The 17,385-nt window shown below is 52.4% G+C and carries 16 protein-coding genes; 3 read left to right on the plus strand and 13 right to left on the minus strand.

The genetic code is table 11. From position 1 onward, the window contains the following. Window positions 1–759 precede the first annotated feature (759 nt). The 7 genes from ACZ495_RS03130 to ACZ495_RS03160 form a co-directional block, all read right to left on the minus strand. Entirely contained in the window at window positions 760–1,173 is a 414-nt protein-coding gene (locus ACZ495_RS03130; RefSeq protein ID WP_464262579.1) for a phage tail assembly chaperone, read from the minus strand. After that, on the minus strand, window positions 1,161–2,330 hold the full coding sequence (locus ACZ495_RS03135) for a hypothetical protein (protein WP_464262580.1): 1,170 nt from the start codon (window positions 2,328–2,330) through the stop codon (window positions 1,161–1,163). Before ACZ495_RS03135 ends, ACZ495_RS03130 begins: the two co-directional genes overlap by 13 nt. Before the next feature lie 8 nt (window positions 2,331–2,338). After that, the gene (gene gpJ / locus ACZ495_RS03140; protein ID WP_464262581.1) at window positions 2,339–6,448 is read right to left on the minus strand and encodes a TipJ family phage tail tip protein; all 4,110 of its coding nucleotides are present in this window, start codon (window positions 6,446–6,448) and stop codon (window positions 2,339–2,341) included. A gap of 453 nt (window positions 6,449–6,901) precedes the next feature. Beyond that, entirely contained in the window at window positions 6,902–7,303 is a 402-nt protein-coding gene (locus ACZ495_RS03145; protein ID WP_464262219.1) for a hypothetical protein, read from the minus strand. Window positions 7,304–7,305: 2 nt separating this feature from the next. Further along, a complete protein-coding gene (locus ACZ495_RS03150; RefSeq protein WP_464262220.1) occupies window positions 7,306–7,743 on the minus strand; it encodes a Panacea domain-containing protein in 438 nt (145 codons plus the stop codon). Window positions 7,744–7,968: 225 nt separating this feature from the next. Continuing rightward, window positions 7,969–9,039: a Rha family transcriptional regulator gene (locus ACZ495_RS03155; RefSeq protein ID WP_464262582.1), complete on the minus strand. Its 1,071-nt coding sequence runs from the start codon at window positions 9,037–9,039 to the stop codon at window positions 7,969–7,971. Window positions 9,040–9,110: 71 nt separating this feature from the next. Then, window positions 9,111–9,269, minus strand: a complete 159-nt coding sequence (locus ACZ495_RS03160) for a ribbon-helix-helix domain-containing protein (protein ID WP_464262583.1) — start codon at window positions 9,267–9,269, stop codon at window positions 9,111–9,113. Window positions 9,270–9,378: 109 nt separating this feature from the next. Between ACZ495_RS03160 and ACZ495_RS03165 the strand changes: the two genes are divergently transcribed. Continuing rightward, window positions 9,379–9,834, plus strand: a complete 456-nt coding sequence (locus tag ACZ495_RS03165) for a hypothetical protein (protein ID WP_464262584.1) — start codon at window positions 9,379–9,381, stop codon at window positions 9,832–9,834. 50 nt (window positions 9,835–9,884) lie between these two features. On the opposite strand, the gene ACZ495_RS03170 is transcribed toward ACZ495_RS03165, so the two are convergent. Both ACZ495_RS03170 and ACZ495_RS03175 read right to left on the minus strand, forming a co-directional pair. Beyond that, on the minus strand, window positions 9,885–10,232 hold the full coding sequence (locus tag ACZ495_RS03170; protein WP_464262585.1) for a hypothetical protein: 348 nt from the start codon (window positions 10,230–10,232) through the stop codon (window positions 9,885–9,887). Window positions 10,233–10,326: 94 nt separating this feature from the next. After that, on the minus strand, window positions 10,327–11,448 hold the full coding sequence (locus tag ACZ495_RS03175; protein WP_464262586.1) for a type I restriction endonuclease: 1,122 nt from the start codon (window positions 11,446–11,448) through the stop codon (window positions 10,327–10,329). Window positions 11,449–11,570: 122 nt separating this feature from the next. Here ACZ495_RS03175 and ACZ495_RS03180 point away from each other — a divergent pair, with 122 nt between their 5' ends. Next, complete coding sequence (locus ACZ495_RS03180; RefSeq protein WP_464262587.1) at window positions 11,571–12,209, plus strand: hypothetical protein; 639 nt, start codon at window positions 11,571–11,573, stop codon at window positions 12,207–12,209. 96 nt (window positions 12,210–12,305) lie between these two features. Beyond that, on the plus strand, window positions 12,306–13,178 hold the full coding sequence (locus ACZ495_RS03185; protein WP_464262588.1) for a P63C domain-containing protein: 873 nt from the start codon (window positions 12,306–12,308) through the stop codon (window positions 13,176–13,178). Window positions 13,179–13,208: 30 nt separating this feature from the next. Here the strand turns inward: ACZ495_RS03185 and ACZ495_RS03190 are convergent, their stop codons facing one another. Genes ACZ495_RS03190 through ACZ495_RS03205 form a run of 4 tightly spaced genes read right to left on the minus strand, consistent with a single transcriptional unit; the run spans window position 13,209 to window position 17,379 of the window. Continuing rightward, a complete protein-coding gene (locus tag ACZ495_RS03190) occupies window positions 13,209–13,619 on the minus strand; it encodes a C40 family peptidase (RefSeq protein ID WP_464262589.1) in 411 nt (136 codons plus the stop codon). A gap of 1 nt (window position 13,620) precedes the next feature. Further along, window positions 13,621–14,136 (minus strand): hypothetical protein, encoded by a 516-nt coding sequence (locus tag ACZ495_RS03195; RefSeq protein WP_464262590.1) that lies wholly within the window; start codon window positions 14,134–14,136, stop codon window positions 13,621–13,623. Between the two features lie 15 nt (window positions 14,137–14,151). Continuing rightward, window positions 14,152–14,538: a hypothetical protein gene (locus ACZ495_RS03200; RefSeq protein WP_464262591.1), complete on the minus strand. Its 387-nt coding sequence runs from the start codon at window positions 14,536–14,538 to the stop codon at window positions 14,152–14,154. A 3-nt stretch (window positions 14,539–14,541) separates the two neighbouring features. Next, entirely contained in the window at window positions 14,542–17,379 is a 2,838-nt protein-coding gene (locus ACZ495_RS03205; RefSeq protein WP_464262592.1) for a phage tail tape measure C-terminal domain-containing protein, read from the minus strand. Between the last annotated feature and the right edge of the window lie 6 nt (window positions 17,380–17,385).

Below are 17,385 nucleotides of genomic sequence, written 5' to 3' on the forward strand. Positions count from 1 at the left end.
ATGTGTGGATGACGTTCGCTTTGATCCTGGTTGCAGCAGGAAAGTGTTGTAACCAGAATTGTCCAGAAAAACCGGGCTATCCTCAGGTAGAGCTATGCCGGGGCCGGGGGATGGCCCTGCCGGCAAGCCTTGCAGCGAATAGCAGAGTTTTGCCTGTCCGTCAGTGGATGGGCGGAAACACCTTGCGAAGCGAGGAGCATCAGTTCGGGGTAAGACTGGCTACCTGAAAAGGTGTGCTGGAAACAATAAAAATGAGGAACACACCAATTTTACATACTTTTCTATGCTTGCCCTGCGCACAGAATGCTGGCTGAGGGGCGTGCCGAGACCACTCTGTCTGATATGAACGGGAGCAGCAGAACACAAATGGGGTAGGGCTTGTTGCCGAGTGGGTGGGCAGAGAGCGGCCGCACAACGCCCTTCAGAGCGCATTGGCAGTGAGCAAGGCTATGAGCAAAAAAGGGGGTCACGGCTATGCCATGACCCCCTGTATCATTGGTGGGCAGTGAGGGACTCGAACCCCCGGCCCCCGCCTTGTAAGGGCGGGCATTTTAAGCATAACTAGATGTTTTTATTGTTGTATTTGGTGTGCAATGTGTCCAAAACCTGTACAAAATACCTGCAATATGCGACTGGCAGCCTGTACAAAGAACCTGTACAGGTATCACCGTCTTCAACCCCCACCTCCGCCCGTCCGGGCATCTCTTCCCTCACCCACGAAAAAGCCGCCCATTCCTGAGCGGCCCTCAGTCTTTCGCCTTACCCCACACTCGGCAGTTCGGGCCAGGGCGTCAGTTCGCCGCCGCCGTCCCAAGGTGCGCCGGGTTGCGCTGGCAGGTCGCGCAGGGCTTGAATGTAGGTCAGTAGCGCGGTGTATTGCTCCGGTGTGAGCGATGTTTCCTTGCCCAGCGCTATTTCATCTGTGTGTCGTTCCCGCATCCATCCCACAGACTGAATGCGGTTGTCGCGCACTGAGCGGAGGGCGTCGAAATTAGCTTTCGTTTTAAACGCAGCATAGGCGACGCATATATCCCCCCAAGATGGCTTGGTGCGTTCATCTTCCCATACAACAGCGTTCCAAGCGGATTCAGTGTTATCTGTAACACTCCCGCCAAATTTCCAACCTGTCCCCATTTGGTCGAGGGCGATGCGGATATCAATTACATTTTCCATATACGAAGCTCCGAATAAATTTCTGCCACGGGGCTTGGTGACGTATTGTGTCCCATACCAGACGCATTTCCAACCGACACCCACATCCGAAGTTCTAGAGTTGATGTTGTGCTCAGAGTTATTTCCCCCTCTATGGGCTGCAAACAAAAACCATATCCAGCGCTACTGGAAAAACATGACGGACTGTACATCAAGTATTTTGAGTGTGTACGGTCATACAATGCAGCCCGGCTATACACGCCAATATATACAGGGACAGACGCCCTGATATAGTATTTACCAGCAGGCAGAGTAACAGCATTACCGGATAAAGAAGCCCCTGCGATGTAGTTTTTTACTATGGTGTTTAAATCACGTGTTTGCCATGTTGCTGTAGATGTAGACCCTCCATCAGTCCCGGCCGCTTTTTCATCTCTAAAGTAAGCATAGATGCCAACAGCATTCCCGGTGACATTGCCCAAGCTGATATCGGCCTTGCCATCCAACGAAACCCACGCATCCAGCTTTCCGCTCGCATCCGCCTGCGGCACAGCGTGCGCCGTGGGGGTGGTGGTAATCACGCCGCCCTTTGCGTCGATAACCGCAGGGCCATTATCAACTGTAGCGCCCGGCTCCATGTCGGCCAGCGTGGCAACCCGGCTAATGCCGCGCGAAGTGGTGGTGGCGGGGGCTGTGCGGGCAAGGGCTGTTATGGCGTCTGCTTGGGCCTCCGCAGCCTGCGCACTGGCCCGGCCCGGCACCTCGTACCACCGCCCGCTGACAAGCCGCAGCGTCAGTTCCCATGCCGTGCTCAACACGATGTCGTTACCGTCTGCGGTGTTGATGCCGTTTGCGGCTGCGCTGTTTTTTACCGTCACGACCCGCGCGGGGTCTTTGGCGCGCAAGGTTATGAGCATGCCATTGTGGAGGGTTTCAGTGCCGCTACCTACAGCGGTATTGATAACTTCAAGGTCGTCTGCCGCGCCGCCGCCCTCAGTATCCACAACGATAGCGGACCGCGTTGGGCTGATTCTGCCATCTGCGACGGTCAACTCTTGTGGTGCCTGCGCGCCGGGCAGTTCAAGAATGGCCTTTTGATTCAGATAACGCTCATTGTTCATATCCCCGGTTTGCGGCGGGGGAGACTGTTTCCAATAATTCGGGTCAGTAAATCCCATAATTCCTCCTAATATCCCTTCACGCGCACGTCGCCGTTGCCGAACGTGCCTTGCCTGTTGCTGTCCAAGGCCACGATGTATGGGCCAAGTTCCAAATATCCGTTATCGCCTATTTCTTCCGAGCCTGGGACACACATTGCCGTGGTGGCGTCTTGTCCATCTCTGTATTGCAATGTGATTTGCACGTTCGTGATGGCTCTAAAATAGTTTGCAGGGATGGGAATGCGCGTAGAGCCATCGGCAGAGATATTGATGTCCTCAATCGGGGGCATTTCTTTGTCTGGCACGTCAATGGACGTGATAATGTCTGCCAAATCAGCGACTTCGCCAGAGGCGTATGTCACACGAAAATCGAGCGTCTCCCGTCCTTGCGTTGTATAGTTGTCAGGCAGTGCGCTCCACGGTGTTGGGGTAGGATTAAGCCATGCAGGGTCTGTCGGCTCACTGCTCCACGCCCGATCTGTAGTGGTATTGCTCCATGCTGGCTGGTCATTGTAGATCCTGTGGTCTATAGCCAACAGCTTGCCAGCCAGCGCCACAGGCTCAATCAGCACGCGCCCGCCAGCGTATTCGCGCGGGAATGTTTGCTGCCATGTGTATGACATCTGCACACCGTCGCCGTTGACCCAGGCCGGGTAGGCACTATCTGCGTTCCATGCGGCATCGGTTTCTTCATCTGACCACGCCAGCGTGTTGCTGTCTGCAAACAGATGTTCACTGGAAACATAGCCGCCAACGATTGACCCGCTCCATGCTTTGTCCCTCTCCGAATATTCGAACAGCACGTTGTCCGGAATAACATCGCCCAGATCGATAACTACGCTCACCGCATCCGACAGCAGCCCCAATTCATCAACCGTCTGCACAAATACGCGCCGCGCCCGGCCTGCCCACGGGGTGAGGTCAAACGTACCTGTCGTTGTATACGGATCAGTGAGTACGCGGCCCATATTGATGCTATCCGTCTCATCAAACACCATCGTTACGACATGCCCAACAACGTCCAGCGGTCTGTTGCTCTGCGTGATGCGCAGCGTGTAGCCGTCCAGGTTAACGGCGTCAGGCGCTGGCGGCGGAGTGGTGCGTCCAATTACCGCATGGCGTATGGGCGTAGACCATGCACTTGTTTTACCTGTGGCAGGGTCGAGCGCCCTAACGCGCACGTCGTACAAGCGCCCTTCCTCAACGCCCGTGGCCGCAACAAAGTCCTCAAGGCTGGTGGCGCTGCCAAAGAAATTTACTGCGGTCAGAACATCCGTGGCCATCAATTGGAAATTCAAGTTGGTCGCGGCTTCCGTGGACACACTAAGCGCCCACCACGCGGCGATACGCGGGGTTGTGCCGCCGGACGATGCGCGGATAAGCACAGATTCGTCACTACGCACATCGATGATGATGGGCGTGGGGAGCGAGGAACCCTTGGTCACGTCGAGAATTATGGGTGGTGCGTAGGGCGGGATTTCGCCTTCCGCTGCGGCCTCAATCTCTTCAGCCGCGTAGGGGATAAGCGTCAGTTCTGCGCTGGCGTTATCACCCGGCTGCACTGCGGCCAACAGATATTCTTCGTACTCCTGCCCAAGCAGCGACACGGAACATAGGCCATAGAGCGGCGGCACAGCCTGCGCCGGAACAGGGTGCATAAAGTACAAAACGCTGTGTTCTTCATCGCCATATTCCGGCACAAGTTCATATGTCGTGACGCCGCCCTTGCGGTCACGGATGGCAATGCCGTACCGGGCCGGGGCTGGTTCCTGAAACATCACTGTGTCGTCAAGCTGTACGCCAATGGGGATAAGCGGCTGCCCGTATTCGTCAGTGGGAATGTCCTGTTCGCGGCCCACCAGCGTTTCAACGCCGTCCACGTCATATACGAGGCGCTGGATTCTGGCCGTGCCGAACGTGTTCATCAGCACATCAGACGCGATGCCCACCAGATCGCCACGGTGGCAAACCAGCCATTCCCAATCTGTATTGATTGTTACAGACATCGGGCGGTGCAGCAGCTTGGCAAGGTGATAGCGGCCCATGCGCCATACCTTTTCCCACTTGGTAACGCCGGGGTAGTCCCACTCGACAACGTCTGTGGCCTGATCTGTGCCATTTGCGCCGTCATTACTGTAGCCATCGGCAAAGACGTAATTCTCTTGCGTGGTGTAGTCGTCAGTTTCGTCAACAAATGAAACGCGCAGGGCATGCGGTAGATCAACAAAGCCGCGCTGCACGCTCATGCCCCAAGAGTTACGTGGGGTGAAAAGCTGCTTCACCTGTTTGCCGCTACGGTCAACAACCACGCCCCACAGCCCGTCTACGTCTGTGGTTGGTGCCGCGCGCCCCGCAGCCAGCACTTGCACCAGCCGCGCCCAGGTCGTTTGTTCAGCGTCAAGAATAAAGTTGAATTCGTATCCGTTTGCCTTACAGAACGCATGAAAGGCGATGATTGACGCATCATCCATTTTTGCCGTGGTATACGGGCGTACCAATCCATGAGGTGAGGTCAGCAGATAGCGGAAAATCGAGGCCGGATTGCTCGTGGTGCGGGTGATCCACGACTGCGTAGCTGCATCCCAATCCGGTATTTTGCTGTGACACAAGGCGTTAAAGTCATCAACAAAGCTGCTCAGTTGTTCGCTGGCCTGAATACGCAACTCAGACACGCAGTAGGGTAGCCGTGTATTAAACGCAGGCTGATTCAGGATTGCACGGCTCGTGCTCCATGTGCATTCATCCAGAATGTACTGGCTGCTGGTATCAGGAGTAAGCCGACGCACACGCACCTTGCGATCAGCCCGTGGCAAGCCTTCAACGCGGTAGTTGCGCACAACTGAAGAGCGCTTAGCCGCAGAAAGGTAAACGAAGTCGTTGTTGCCGTAAACACCAGCGGAGGTCTTTATTAGGCCGTCCTTTATACTGACATCGCACCCTGTAACGTAAGGACTCTTGTTTGGCAAAATCTCGATTGGATATGCGTTTTCATCAATAGGGTGTGATCCTGCATATCCGAAGGCTACATCTCCGTTATAATTGGCTCTGATCTGCGTACCAAGGAACGTCCATACGCTCCCAATGGTAGAAAATGGACGAATATCTACCCGCACACCGCTAAAATTTGTCCAGTTCTCTGTCCCTACCGTTGCATACTGCAACTGAAACTGCACAGTGCGCGTGCGTGGCGAACCCGTTTCCTTGTCAAGCACACACATGGCGTTGGCGGCAATATCGACAGAGATATCTTCACATTCACCGATGCGGCGCGTTACCCATCCGTCAGAGGCCTTCAGCGAGCTGCCTACATTTTTTTCATCGTAGCTTTTGGCAAACAGTTCCAGGTCATTGCCATAGCTGGCCTGGTGGAATACATGCCTGACATGCTTGAAGTCGGAGAGAGGCGTTTTGCCGATACGAAAATCTGTCACCTCAACGTCAGGATGCCCCCACACCACCAGCATGTGAAAGAACTGCTTGTCACCCTCCCATTTCGTCCAGCTTTTCGCGCCCAACGGCGGCGTGTGGCGATGCTTACCGCAGACAAGCGGTATATAGCCATTGACGTTGGCGGCGTTACGCGCCCCACTGATGGAGTAGGTGGGGCTGTCCTTGGCTGCATCATAGCCGCCGATGGAGCCGAGAGAGGGGGCGGCAGAGGGGAAGAGGGCGTTGATTGCCATTAGAGCGCCAGCGGCGGCGACTCCTACGGCTATACTTGCTTGCGCTGCCGTAAGTCCAAGAATCGTGGCTCCTGCTGGCATTCCAGCTATGCCAAAAGACGCTACTGTTGCAGCCGCAATAACGACCACGCTCAACACCGTGGCAACGGGATTCTTCCCCCCGCCACCACCTCCGCCACCTTTGACGCCCTGCAATATTTCAAGACGTGCGCCTTCGTGCGGGCGCGTGTCGGCCCATTGGCTGCGCTTGATCTCTATGCCATCGACACGGCAACGGGCGTAGCGGGCGAGTAGGCGGGCTTGAGCGCGGGTGTACTGGCCTTCGCGGCGCATGCCCTGAATAGCGTCGAGTACAATGCTTTCCAGCGTCGCACCTGGTACGGCAATGGAGAACCGGGAGCGGGTAGAATCCCACCGCCGGGCCATGACTGAAATTCCGCTCTGCTGCAACATGCTCCACCGCCACAAAGTTTTGTGGAAAGCGTAGCATGGCCTTTTCCCCGTGTGCAGCTCAGAGCAGCTAGGTACAGCTCAGAACAGCTAAACATGGGGTTGACATGCTATGCCCACATTGCGGAAAGCGTAGCATGGGTTTTGGAAACGCAATCGGAAAGCGCGTCATGGGTGGGGATGCCTGATCATGGGGGGCTTGACAGCACTTCAGCTACTCCGCGATTTTGCTGGAAAGCAGCACGGCTTTTGAGGGGGCAGGGGGATAGTGCGGTCTTGGGTGGGCTGAGACGGTATTAATGGGGCTTGACAACAAAAAAAGCCCCTCCGGAGAGGGGCGTAAAGATTGCCTTGGGGAAATAGCCCACAGGTCTTTGACAATTGCATAGGGATGGAAAGGAAAAGAAAAGGCCGGGGTGAAAATCCCCGGCCCGGTGGGCAACATGTTAAGTGGCACTAATGTCCGTAGCTGGTAAAATCCCTGTCCAAACCCAAGACGTAAAATATCTCTTTGTCGGAGAAACCAAGCATAGCCTTCATGCCAGCAAAACGGAAAGCGATAATTTGCTTTTCAGAGAATTTGTCCGGCATCCACGGCAGGGGTTCGTTTATTTTTTCAAAGCCGCCGCCATGCCTGTCACCTTGGAATATTTGGCTCCAAGTCTGTTGAGAAAGCCGATGTATGCGGTCAGCAAAGGCCGCCTTCTCATCTTTGGTGCAGCGTGACAAGCAGTGCTGTCCTCCAAGATATTTCAATGAAAACTTGGGGCGTTTGTCCATTATGGATTGAGTGTTGGATACGTTAGACGGACTTATCTTGCCAGACTTCTTTGTGTAGCGAGTTTTTTTGATCTTCATCGCTAGTCGTCAATCTGTGTTTTAAAAAACTTTTCCATTGCTTGATGCGTAATGATGCCATTAGGATAAGCCTTTTCCCACGTCGGTTCACTGTGTGTCAGGGCGCGTAGCTTCCAAGCCGAGAATTGCCCGTACACCTCATACACATCATCCAAAAGGGCAAGTTGCTCTTCTGTAAAAGGCAAAACGGCTTCTGCCTCAACTGTGCCGGGGATAGGGCTTGATCCATACACCCTGTATTCCTTGTAGAGCGCAGGAACTACGGGGCCATGATCCCACGCCTCAATTGGCTCATCAAACAGAGGGGTCTTATACACCGCGAGGTGGAATCCCTGAGCATAGTAAACAAGCTTTTGAAGCTTCAAATGTGTAATATTATCGCCAATTTCTTCACGAGTTTTCGAGAGAAAATAGTTGGCTACGTCTTTCGCTGTAGGCATATCCCACCTCACATGTTTCAGGGCTTATGCAAGCCTCAGTGGCATTACCCGTACAGTGAAAATAAGGCATCTATGGACTAAAAGCAATTTTAAAACGTCCCCCTGCTACCCTTCGGTTTTCAAAAATCATGGGGTCACTATGTATCCAAAACGAAGACCGAGACTATACATCAACAAAAAAGCCGCCCTCGAAGGAGCGGCGTAGGAACTATTATGGTTGCTTGTTTACACGCCAACCATCATAGCCAGGCATATGCTACCATTCAGGGCAGCCCGTGCCGCCGCCCGATATTCTTCGTTGATGCGGTCGAGGCGTTCGCGTGGTTCGTGCAGCGTGTCGGCAACAGGGTCGGCAAAGCAGCCGCTTTTATTCAGAGCTTTCATGGCCGGGCCGTTGATGTCGTGCATAAGCCTGTCCATGTCTTTCAAAAGATGACGGTTGAGCCTGTACACCTCGGAAATGGCATTGACATACTTCGCCTTGAGAACAAGAGCCTCCATCGTGCGCGGGCCGATCTTGTCCATGTCCAGCCCGTCGAACATGCGCTTGATGGGCGACCCCATTTGCAATTCTTCGAGCGGCGTCAGGCCCATGCGCTGGAAGATGTGAACGGGCTTGGTGTTAGCAATCTGCTGATTGTAATTTGCCAGCGACGAAGCTGCGGCCAGCTCGGAGTTGGACTGAGGCAGCGCCTTTTGCGCCGCCCTTACCTCCATGCTCACAAGATATTCAACAGCCTCTCCCATTTTGGCCGGGGGCAGTTGGGCGTATCGGGCAATGCGGAAATGACGGTTAAAACGCGTCCAGATTTCAGACCTCACCTTGCGCTGCATGTCAGCGGGAAGCATCCCGGCCTTGGCCGATACTATGGCGTGAAGTTGGGCCTGCTCGGAAGGCGTGAGAGTGTCGCCGCAATTAAGGACAACAGGTTCTCCGTGCTTTCCTTCCAACAACGCACGCTCCATCTCATTGAATGCCTGAATGTACTTCACCTTCCAAGCGAGCGCTTTCTTGCCTGTGAAACCCATTGCGACGAGCGTAAACCCGTCACGGGTGAGCAGGTACATAGGGTAAGTGCGGGTGCCGCCAGTGGGCGTTTTGCCTTCGTATTGCGATAACGCAAAATTGCGTCCTCGCATTTCGTCCGGCAAATCATTGAAAATGGAATGAATGTCTCGCAAAACATCGCAGTGCTTTTTTTCGAAGTTTTCAGCAATGGCGAGACTGGAAACTACGGGCAAGCCGTCAACAACATTGAGTTCAGGGGCGTTTACGGATACAATCTCGTTAGCCATGGTCGTACCTCCTGTGAAGGTCGGTTGTGGTTAGGCTCGTTGTGGTGTTGGCGCACCGCTTCGAGCCGCTTTTATTTTTTATCTTCCTGTCTCCAACCTGGGAAGGCTTTATCAAGCCCCTCCAAAATACATTCCTTTGCCGTTTTTGCCTCCCTTGCGGCAAGCATCTTGAGCTGCCTATGGATTTCAGGTGTGAACCTGATAGTAAGGGTGATTTCTTTTTTTTCCATAACTTCGCTCCTGGTCATTCGATATATAAATGATTACATAATGTCAATAAAAATTTTTCACAAATTGCGACCATAGAAATTGGCTGGTAGGCTGATGCCGGAGGTCGTTATGAAAAAAATATCGCTGCTTTTTCTTTTTATCTTTTTGTCAGCCACAGCCCTTGCGGCATCTGTTGAAGATGGCAAAAAAAATATCGACAAGGCCGTAACTGAAAAAAAAGCCGTAATTCTCCTATATGGAGGGATGGCAAAAAATCCAATAATCAGTTTAATTTTTACTGATATTGAAGCATGGGAGCGCCTGCCCCAAGGTAAAAAAGAAAGCGTTTGCTTGTATATGCGTAATTTTGTTGCAAAAGCAAAAAGTGATCCTGAGCCCTATATAAACATCCCGACCTCTGCTCCGGTCTACCCATTTATTGTTAGCAATGCTAAAAACATGTGTGATGATTGTTGGTCTATTATGTCCAATGACGGATACCTTGTCGTGGGGGATGAGGCGTGGAAGAGTCTAGAGTATAAGGGGAAATCGCAACCATTCAGCACATTTTCTTCTAGAAAATAGCAAGAATGGTTTATTATGAGAGGTGCCCATTCTTTGAATGGGCACCTCTTCTAATGCTTCCATTGAATGGATTTGAGCAAGGGGAGGTGGTATTTTGCTTCTTCTCTAGTTGAAGCCTCAAGAGTTGCTTTAGCCATAAGGAAATCAGAAAATTGCCCGGCTTTTAAGTATTCCCTTACTCCTGGTGTTATCTCCACCATCACTTGCGGTTGAGATTTAGCGTCATTCTCAAGGCTAATTATATAATTGCCTGCACTCAATGGTATCATTGCGTAGGTGCCCTGCTTAACAACTCCGGCATGCTTTCCGTTCACATTTATGTAGCACGGCGACTGAACCGATCCATCCGATGGGTAGAATACGACTACTGCACCTTCAGAGGCATTAATCGCAGGCATAGATTGGACGCCTGAAGTTGTGTAGGATGAAGGAGCTGGTGTCGCGCATCCTACCATAAGCAAAAACGCTGTTGAAAAAAACAGAACTAGAACCCTATTCATCACCGCCCCTCTCATGCCTCCTGACGGCCTCCACCAGTTTTTCGCCTAGCGGGTGAATGTCGTCCACAAATTGCAGGTCAAAGCGCTCCCCCTCACTATTGCTCTTTGTCATAATGACAATGTGCGCATTGCGCCCGATATTTTCCATCCCAGGCTCGAAGTGGTCAAAGTTGAACAAACGGCAGATCGGCTTGCGGTTGTTATCGTCAAGCAAAATGCCACAATAGGACTTTTGGTCACGCATCACGACTCGGGCCGGGTCAACAACTCCACGGAGCAGGGTGCGCACGATGATCAACGCCCATTCTTCGGTATTGTGAGTGACTATTCCATTTTCGTCTTCGGAGTCGCAGTCGTGACTTTCTGGCTGCCCATCTCGTTGTGCAGGTTGCGCAGGGGTTTCAGCGGCAATCCGCACAGATTCAAGGCGCTTGGTTATCAGATCGGAAACATGCTCAGCAAATGCCCGCTTTACAATGGGCCGGAACATTTCGATAACGCGGGACATCAGCTTGCCTTCATAGCACTGTGAGGCATAGTGGCGAACAATTTCATCTGACGGCTCGGAAACGTCTTGCGCAACAAGAAGTTTTACCGCGCGGATATACTTCATGGCCTCGGCTGCAGAGAGAGCGGAGTCAAGGTCCCATGCGCTTTTGGTCAGTTTTTGAAGTTCTGGCAAGACTCGTTCATTGAAATTAAGCAGGTCAATTTCCATGAATGGCTTGCTATCCATCACGTTTTCTTTTTCAAGGTCGCTAAAGAACAAATAGCGCTGGCCGTTGGTAAGAATGCCTATGCGGGCGGGAAGTGTAGAAAAGTAGCGGTAAAGTTGAGAGCACTTTCCTGTATTCAAAGGGTCGCCCATCGGCTTGCATTCAATCAGAATAACCGGCGCACCGTCAGAAAGAATGGCGATATCTACTTTTTCGCCTTTCTTGATACCCCATTCCGCCGTATATTCCTGGGCAACCTCGTTGTGGTCAAATACGTCATAGCCCATAGCTTGTAAAAAAGGCAAAATTAACGATGTCTTGGTGTTGGCCTCGTTCAGGCATTCAGGAATAGCAGACTTGACACGGGCTGACAGCGCGAGAATATGCGAAAGCTCCATATGAATACCTCCATTCTCCGTACCGTACCAGCGAGGCTATATAGGGGCAAGAGACAAGTCATATACACTTTAATAGTATGTTTATCTGTTTTCACTTTGATTTTTAATTGATATGGTTTCGCATGCTCAACACACCAGCCCGCAGCGACAAAATAGCCCCACACGACCCCACGGGAGCGCCGCACTTCACGGTTCTTTTTCTGCACCCCAATGGCAAGCATTGGGACACGATCAGCGCCATGCGCGATCACGTTCATGTGCAGGAAGATAACGGGCGCTACCTGTTCTCGTTCTGGCCCAACTGGTCGGATTTTCAATTTCTCCACACCATTCTGAAGCTGACGCGGACGTGGAAGGACGACGAGGATATACAATATTTCTGCGCTGGACATCCCATAGAGCGCGACCAGATATTGCGGCCCATGTCCTGCCTGATGCGTATGCAGTTTCAAGACCGTCCAGGGCTGCTCTGCCCGCGCATCATGGATGTGCCGTCAGCCTCATTCGGCCCCCTGCGATTCATGCTGCCGTGCTTTCGGGTACACAAGGGGCTGAGCTTCGCACACGGGCGCACATTCTTTTCTGAGGACGTGGCTGGTCACGCCGAGGCGACAGGCTATTTATTCTGCCCCCTGTACAACCCTGTGTGCTTCAATGGCCCACTGCTGACGGAGAGGTTCCAGCCGCAAACCGGGGTAAACCGCACCTTGAGCGGGGGCATCTGCATAGGGATACACTTACCGAAGGGGAAGAAGGGATAGCAATCAGGCCGCTCAGCGATGGGCGATTTTTTGTATGTTTCAAATGCCTACGATACGATATTATTAATGCCTGAAACACCTTAAAGGAGATTTGCCATGACACAAGGCGGCGATGATACTTGTAATATCCCGGAATCGCCATTTGCTAAATATCGAGGCGAACTTTCATTAGGGGAGAAGGTTGTTGATTGTTATGTCCTTGATACCGGGGACAGGGTGATAAGTCTGCGGGCCACTGTGCGGGCAATTGCTGATGCAGACAGTGGAGACCTGGCCAAATTCATTGGTGTTAGCGCGCTAAAACCATTTATTAACAAAGAGTTAATCCTGGCCGAACTTATTGAATTTAACATCCCAGGAACACAGTTTAAGGGGCTTGGTATTAAGTCAGGACATTTTGAGGAAATTTTACGTGGCTATGTTGAAGCCCTTTATAAAAATGCTCTTACCACAGATAGACAGCGTGAGATTGCAATTCAATGTGCGGTTCTAAGCACATCTTTAACAAAAGTTGGCCTAGATGCCTTGATAGACGAAGCGACAGGGTATCAATACATTAGGGCTGAAGATGCACTTCAACTTAAATTGCGTCTTTATATTGCAGAAGAATTACGCGCGTGGGAAAAAACCTTCCCAGACGAATTATGGGAACAATTTGGGAGGTTAACAAAATGGAGCGGACCGCTACATCTGCGCCCAAAATGGTGGGGCAAACTCGTGATTGAGCTTATATATGATACACTAGACCCTGATGTGGCTGAATATCTTAAGAAAAACAGGCCACCTTCAAATATTCGATGGCATCAGGGCCTAACTGAGGAATACGGAATAGGGCAGCTTGTAAGCAGATGCTTTGAAATTATAGGCATTGCAAAAACATGCTCAACAATGTCCGATCTGCGTGACAAGGTGAAACATCATTATAAAAATGTACCAATTCAGATTAACTTTACGATCACCACGCAGTAGCTTGCAGGGCGGGGCCATCCCCGCCCTTTTTCAGTTCTCGACATCACGCCACCTCACCACCCTGGACAGCCTTCTTTTCCACTTCACTGTATCATATCTCTCGTAAGCCGCTGCCGTGCCTTCAATGACGTGCAGCATTTCACCGGGGCGTACATATAGCCCTACATGGCATTCAACCCCGGCGCGGGTAAAAACCATGATGTCCAGTGGCTGCCACGGGCCTGCGGTCACATCCACGCACCAGCCCTTTCCGCCTTCTTCGGCCATCGCGGCGCTAACCTCACCCCGCGCGTAGGCTTCGCTGTAACTGTCGCCCATATCCGGCAACTCAGCGCCCAACTGTTCCATGTAAACCAGCCGCACCAACCCCCAACAGTCGCAGCCCTCCCGGTCACGGCCGTGGTCGAGAAATGGTATGCCAATGTATTGCTGTAGTTCCATTTTATGTCGCCAGATTCGGCCATTCAGCGCGGTTGAAACGTGAGTGGGGCAGGGGTTCCGTGCTGGCGATGTTGTTCTTTACCGTGACTTCCACCGTCATTTTGTTCCATTGAGCGCTTGCAAGGTCGAGTTCCGGCCATGCAGCCTCAACAATGTCAGGCGTAGCGCTGTTTACCGTCTCCAGTGTCAGGCGCGGGTAGCTGCTGCCAACGGCCTTGAGGTATGGCGATATTTCACGGCCTACATTGCTCATGACGATCTTACCTTCGGGGGCCTGCTCGTCGGAGCTGCTCGGCAGCGTGACATATACCGGGACAAACTCATACGCGAGGCCGTTGCTCATCACGCCGTACTCTGGCCGTCCTGAGTCGGGATTGTTGCGCAGCCATTCAGTTTGCGCCGTGCAGAAGCGGTAATCACGACCCCATGACGGGTGAGACAGCGTGATGAGCGTAATATCCATATCCGCTGTGCGCGGTTCCATCATGGCGGCAGTGGTGCGGGGTGAAAGTGCCATTGTTGCCTCCGTGTCTTATGTCAGCGGCGCGTCGGGCCAGTAGCCGATAATGAGCGTAATTTGGAAAGCATTGGTGTTGCCCCATAAACTTTCGTTGTAGAGCGATTCAGTACCGCCCTTAATTTCAGCCCGTACCATTTTGCCTTCAATCGGTTCCGGCCAATCAAAGCACAGAACGCTATCCCGCAAGGTGTCTTTTACAAACGCGCGTAGCTGCAACATCTGCTCTTTTTTAAGCACATAGGTTACATCCACCACAAATTGATTGTCCCCACCTTTGCGGCGCACCTTCTCCGTGCCCGCGTCCATATCAGATCGAAGCTGGTTGTTCGGTATTTTATTCTTCCAGCTAGAGCGCTGCGGTGCCTGGGGCAGCACAAGGGGCCATATCGCGGTTGCCATGATTTACCTCCTCGTTGCCTGGGGCTGAATGCCAAACCGGGCGCGGGTAGCCTTGTCTAGAGATGAACCCGCCGTGACCATTTGGCTTGCGGCCGCGTCCCCAATGATGACGCGGATGTTTTTACGGCCCATGTTATCCGTGCGGGTTTCCTGGCTGACCTCTGCCCCTGTGTTGTTCTGAATACTGACGAACACCTGTGGGGTTGCCTGTGCTGCAGCGCCGCTACGACCCATAACGTCGCGCCCGGCCCATTCCCGTGCGTTATACGCGGCTGTTTCCTGACGGTTAAGAACACGCTCACCATATTGGAGGATGGCAGGGTATTCATCGCGCTTGAAAAATCCGCCACCGGAATGGAAGCGGGGAGCGTGAAGGTAGTCATAGGCGGACACGGCCCGGGTGAACGTGGGTGAATCCACGCCCACAACACCGCCAGAGTGAAACCCGCTGCCCCATATTGAGCCGGAAAGATTCGCATTGGTGAAGCCAGGGGTTGTAATCGGGCCGCTGCCGCCACCCCATCCACTGAACATGCTTCCAAGGCCACTCGCCAACGGGCCGGTGATTGAAGATCGAATGGCAATGCGCATCAGGTCAGATATGATGCTGTTCGCCATGTCCTGAAACGAAAGCTTTCCGGTCATGGTGAACTTGACCAGCGCGTCTTCCATGCCCTGAAAGCCGCTTGTCCAAGCACCCTCGATACCCTTTGCAAGGTTCATCGCCTCATTAGAGTAGGAGCGCAGTCCGCGAATAGAGCCGGACAGCGGGTCGCGGGCTTCTTGCAGTTTTTTTAGTTCCTGCCACTTGTCAATGTATGGCTGGAGCGAGGCGGGCAGCGTCGCGCGGTAGACCTCGGCTTCACGTTCCAACATCTCAAGCAATATCTTTTGGTTGTTGCTAAAGTCGCCTGAAAGTTCACTGTACTCCTTGATAAATGAAAGGCTGGTCTGCGTATCTTTGGTTTCAACGCTTTTAGAAATGGCAGTCTTAAGGCGTTCAATATTCTCAGCCGCCTCGCCCGTGGTCATTTTGCCCTTGCTTACAAGCTCATTGAAGGACGCCGACCACTTCTTGACCTCTTCGTCCAGTTGAATATCCCGCAGCGCTTTGGTATTGCCTTCAAGCTGTGCGATCTGCTTGTTGAAGCCTTGTAGAGCATTTGTCTTGAAAGCATCGCCGTACTGCGTTTTGAGCTTGTCAATATCGTTTGCAGACAGCCCCGCAGCCTTGCCGAGCTTTTCAATTTCGCGTTCTTTCTGCTCCAGGCTATTACTGGATTTAGTTGCCTCGCCGTTGAGCGCGGCGATCTCTTCACGGATTTTTTGAAGCTGTTCGCGGGCACTGGCAATTTTAGAGGCACCCTTGTCTTTGTCTCCACCAAAGCCGCCAATGTCGCCTGTCAGGGTATAGGCCTCTTTCGCAGGTGCAGGAGGGCCAACAAAGCCCATAGGGACGCTAGACCTTGCAAGGGGGACAGGGAGCGGCGTTACCGCGCTAGTGCCATTTTTTTCTGCCCAATGTTTTTTATACGCATCCGCACCACCATCGCCTGAAGCCGCCAAATCAAACAGGTTTTGGAGCCATGAGTACGATGCGCCCAGAGCCACAAGGGCTGCGCGCCCCTTTGCTCCAAATGCGATAGCGCCAACGATGCCGAGTTCCTTTATTACATCTGGCATTTGCCGCCACCCTTCAAGGGATGTGCTAACAATGCCGCTGATGGCCGTTCCAATGTTCTTTATGTGTCCCCAAAGACCCTCAACGGTATTGGCAAAGTCTTTAAATTCGCGCTTTAGCTCTGCTATGTTTTCAGGCTTGTTTAACTCCCTTAGGTAATCAATGAAGTCGCGTGTTACGGATAATAGCTCGTTGCCAATTTCGTCTTGAAGCTCACGTACAGCAGAGACAATGTTGCCTATGTCTTCATTAAGCCCAAGCTTGCTATCGTCAGTGTTAACCATAAGCGCCAACAATTCACGATATGACTGCTTGGCGTGCTCAAAAAGGCCTTCGCCAGTTTGGGCCGATAAATAGTCCAATGCGTCTGCCATGTTTCCGCGCAAGCCAGACCATGTTTGCGCAACGGCATCGCCTGCTTCGGCAAAGATGCGGAGGCGCTTTTCAAGCTCTTCTACAAGAACACCCTGGGACTGCCAGTTTTTTACCATGTCCCCGGTTATCCCAAGGTTGGTAGCGAGAATGTCTTGAGTTTTGTTGATATTGCCAGACAACAACGCTTCAATTTCTGTCCGCATTTGCTGGACAGGAACCTTCATCGCTGCCATAGCCTGCGCAGCCGTAATGGCAAATTTGGGAAGCTTTTCAATCGCGATCCCAGCCTTGGTCGCAGGGGCGATGATGCCGCTTACGCCATCAACAAGATCGTCAAATGTGGCCGTTGTAGACAATGCAAGGACTTGAATCTGCGACATCAAGTCCGCAGAAATTTCTTGCGAAGCCCTGAATTTTTCAGAGCCAGTTAGGACTTTGCCTTGGGCATCAGCAATCTTGTTTGTTGCACCAATGACGGACGCAATCGAAATTTTGGAATCTTCAATGTTAGATGAAAAACTAAAATTTCGTCCAAGGAAGGACTGTGCTCCTTGTAGCGCCTTATACGCGCCAACAAGCGCGAGGATTTGAACAGCTAATCCTTTCATCTTAGAAGCAGCGTCAGAGGCGTTGTTGCCCAGAGATGAAAGGGAGCGTCCAGCTCCTTCAAAACCCTTAAAGGATTTTTGGGTACGGTCTGCGGCGGTCGCCAATTCGTTTAGCGATCTCGCGCCAACCACAGCGCCTTTATCGTCAAACCTCAATTCTATCTGCACTACGGGCATACGCAC

It is taken from the genome of Desulfovibrio sp. GTC20076, from assembly GCF_055385905.1.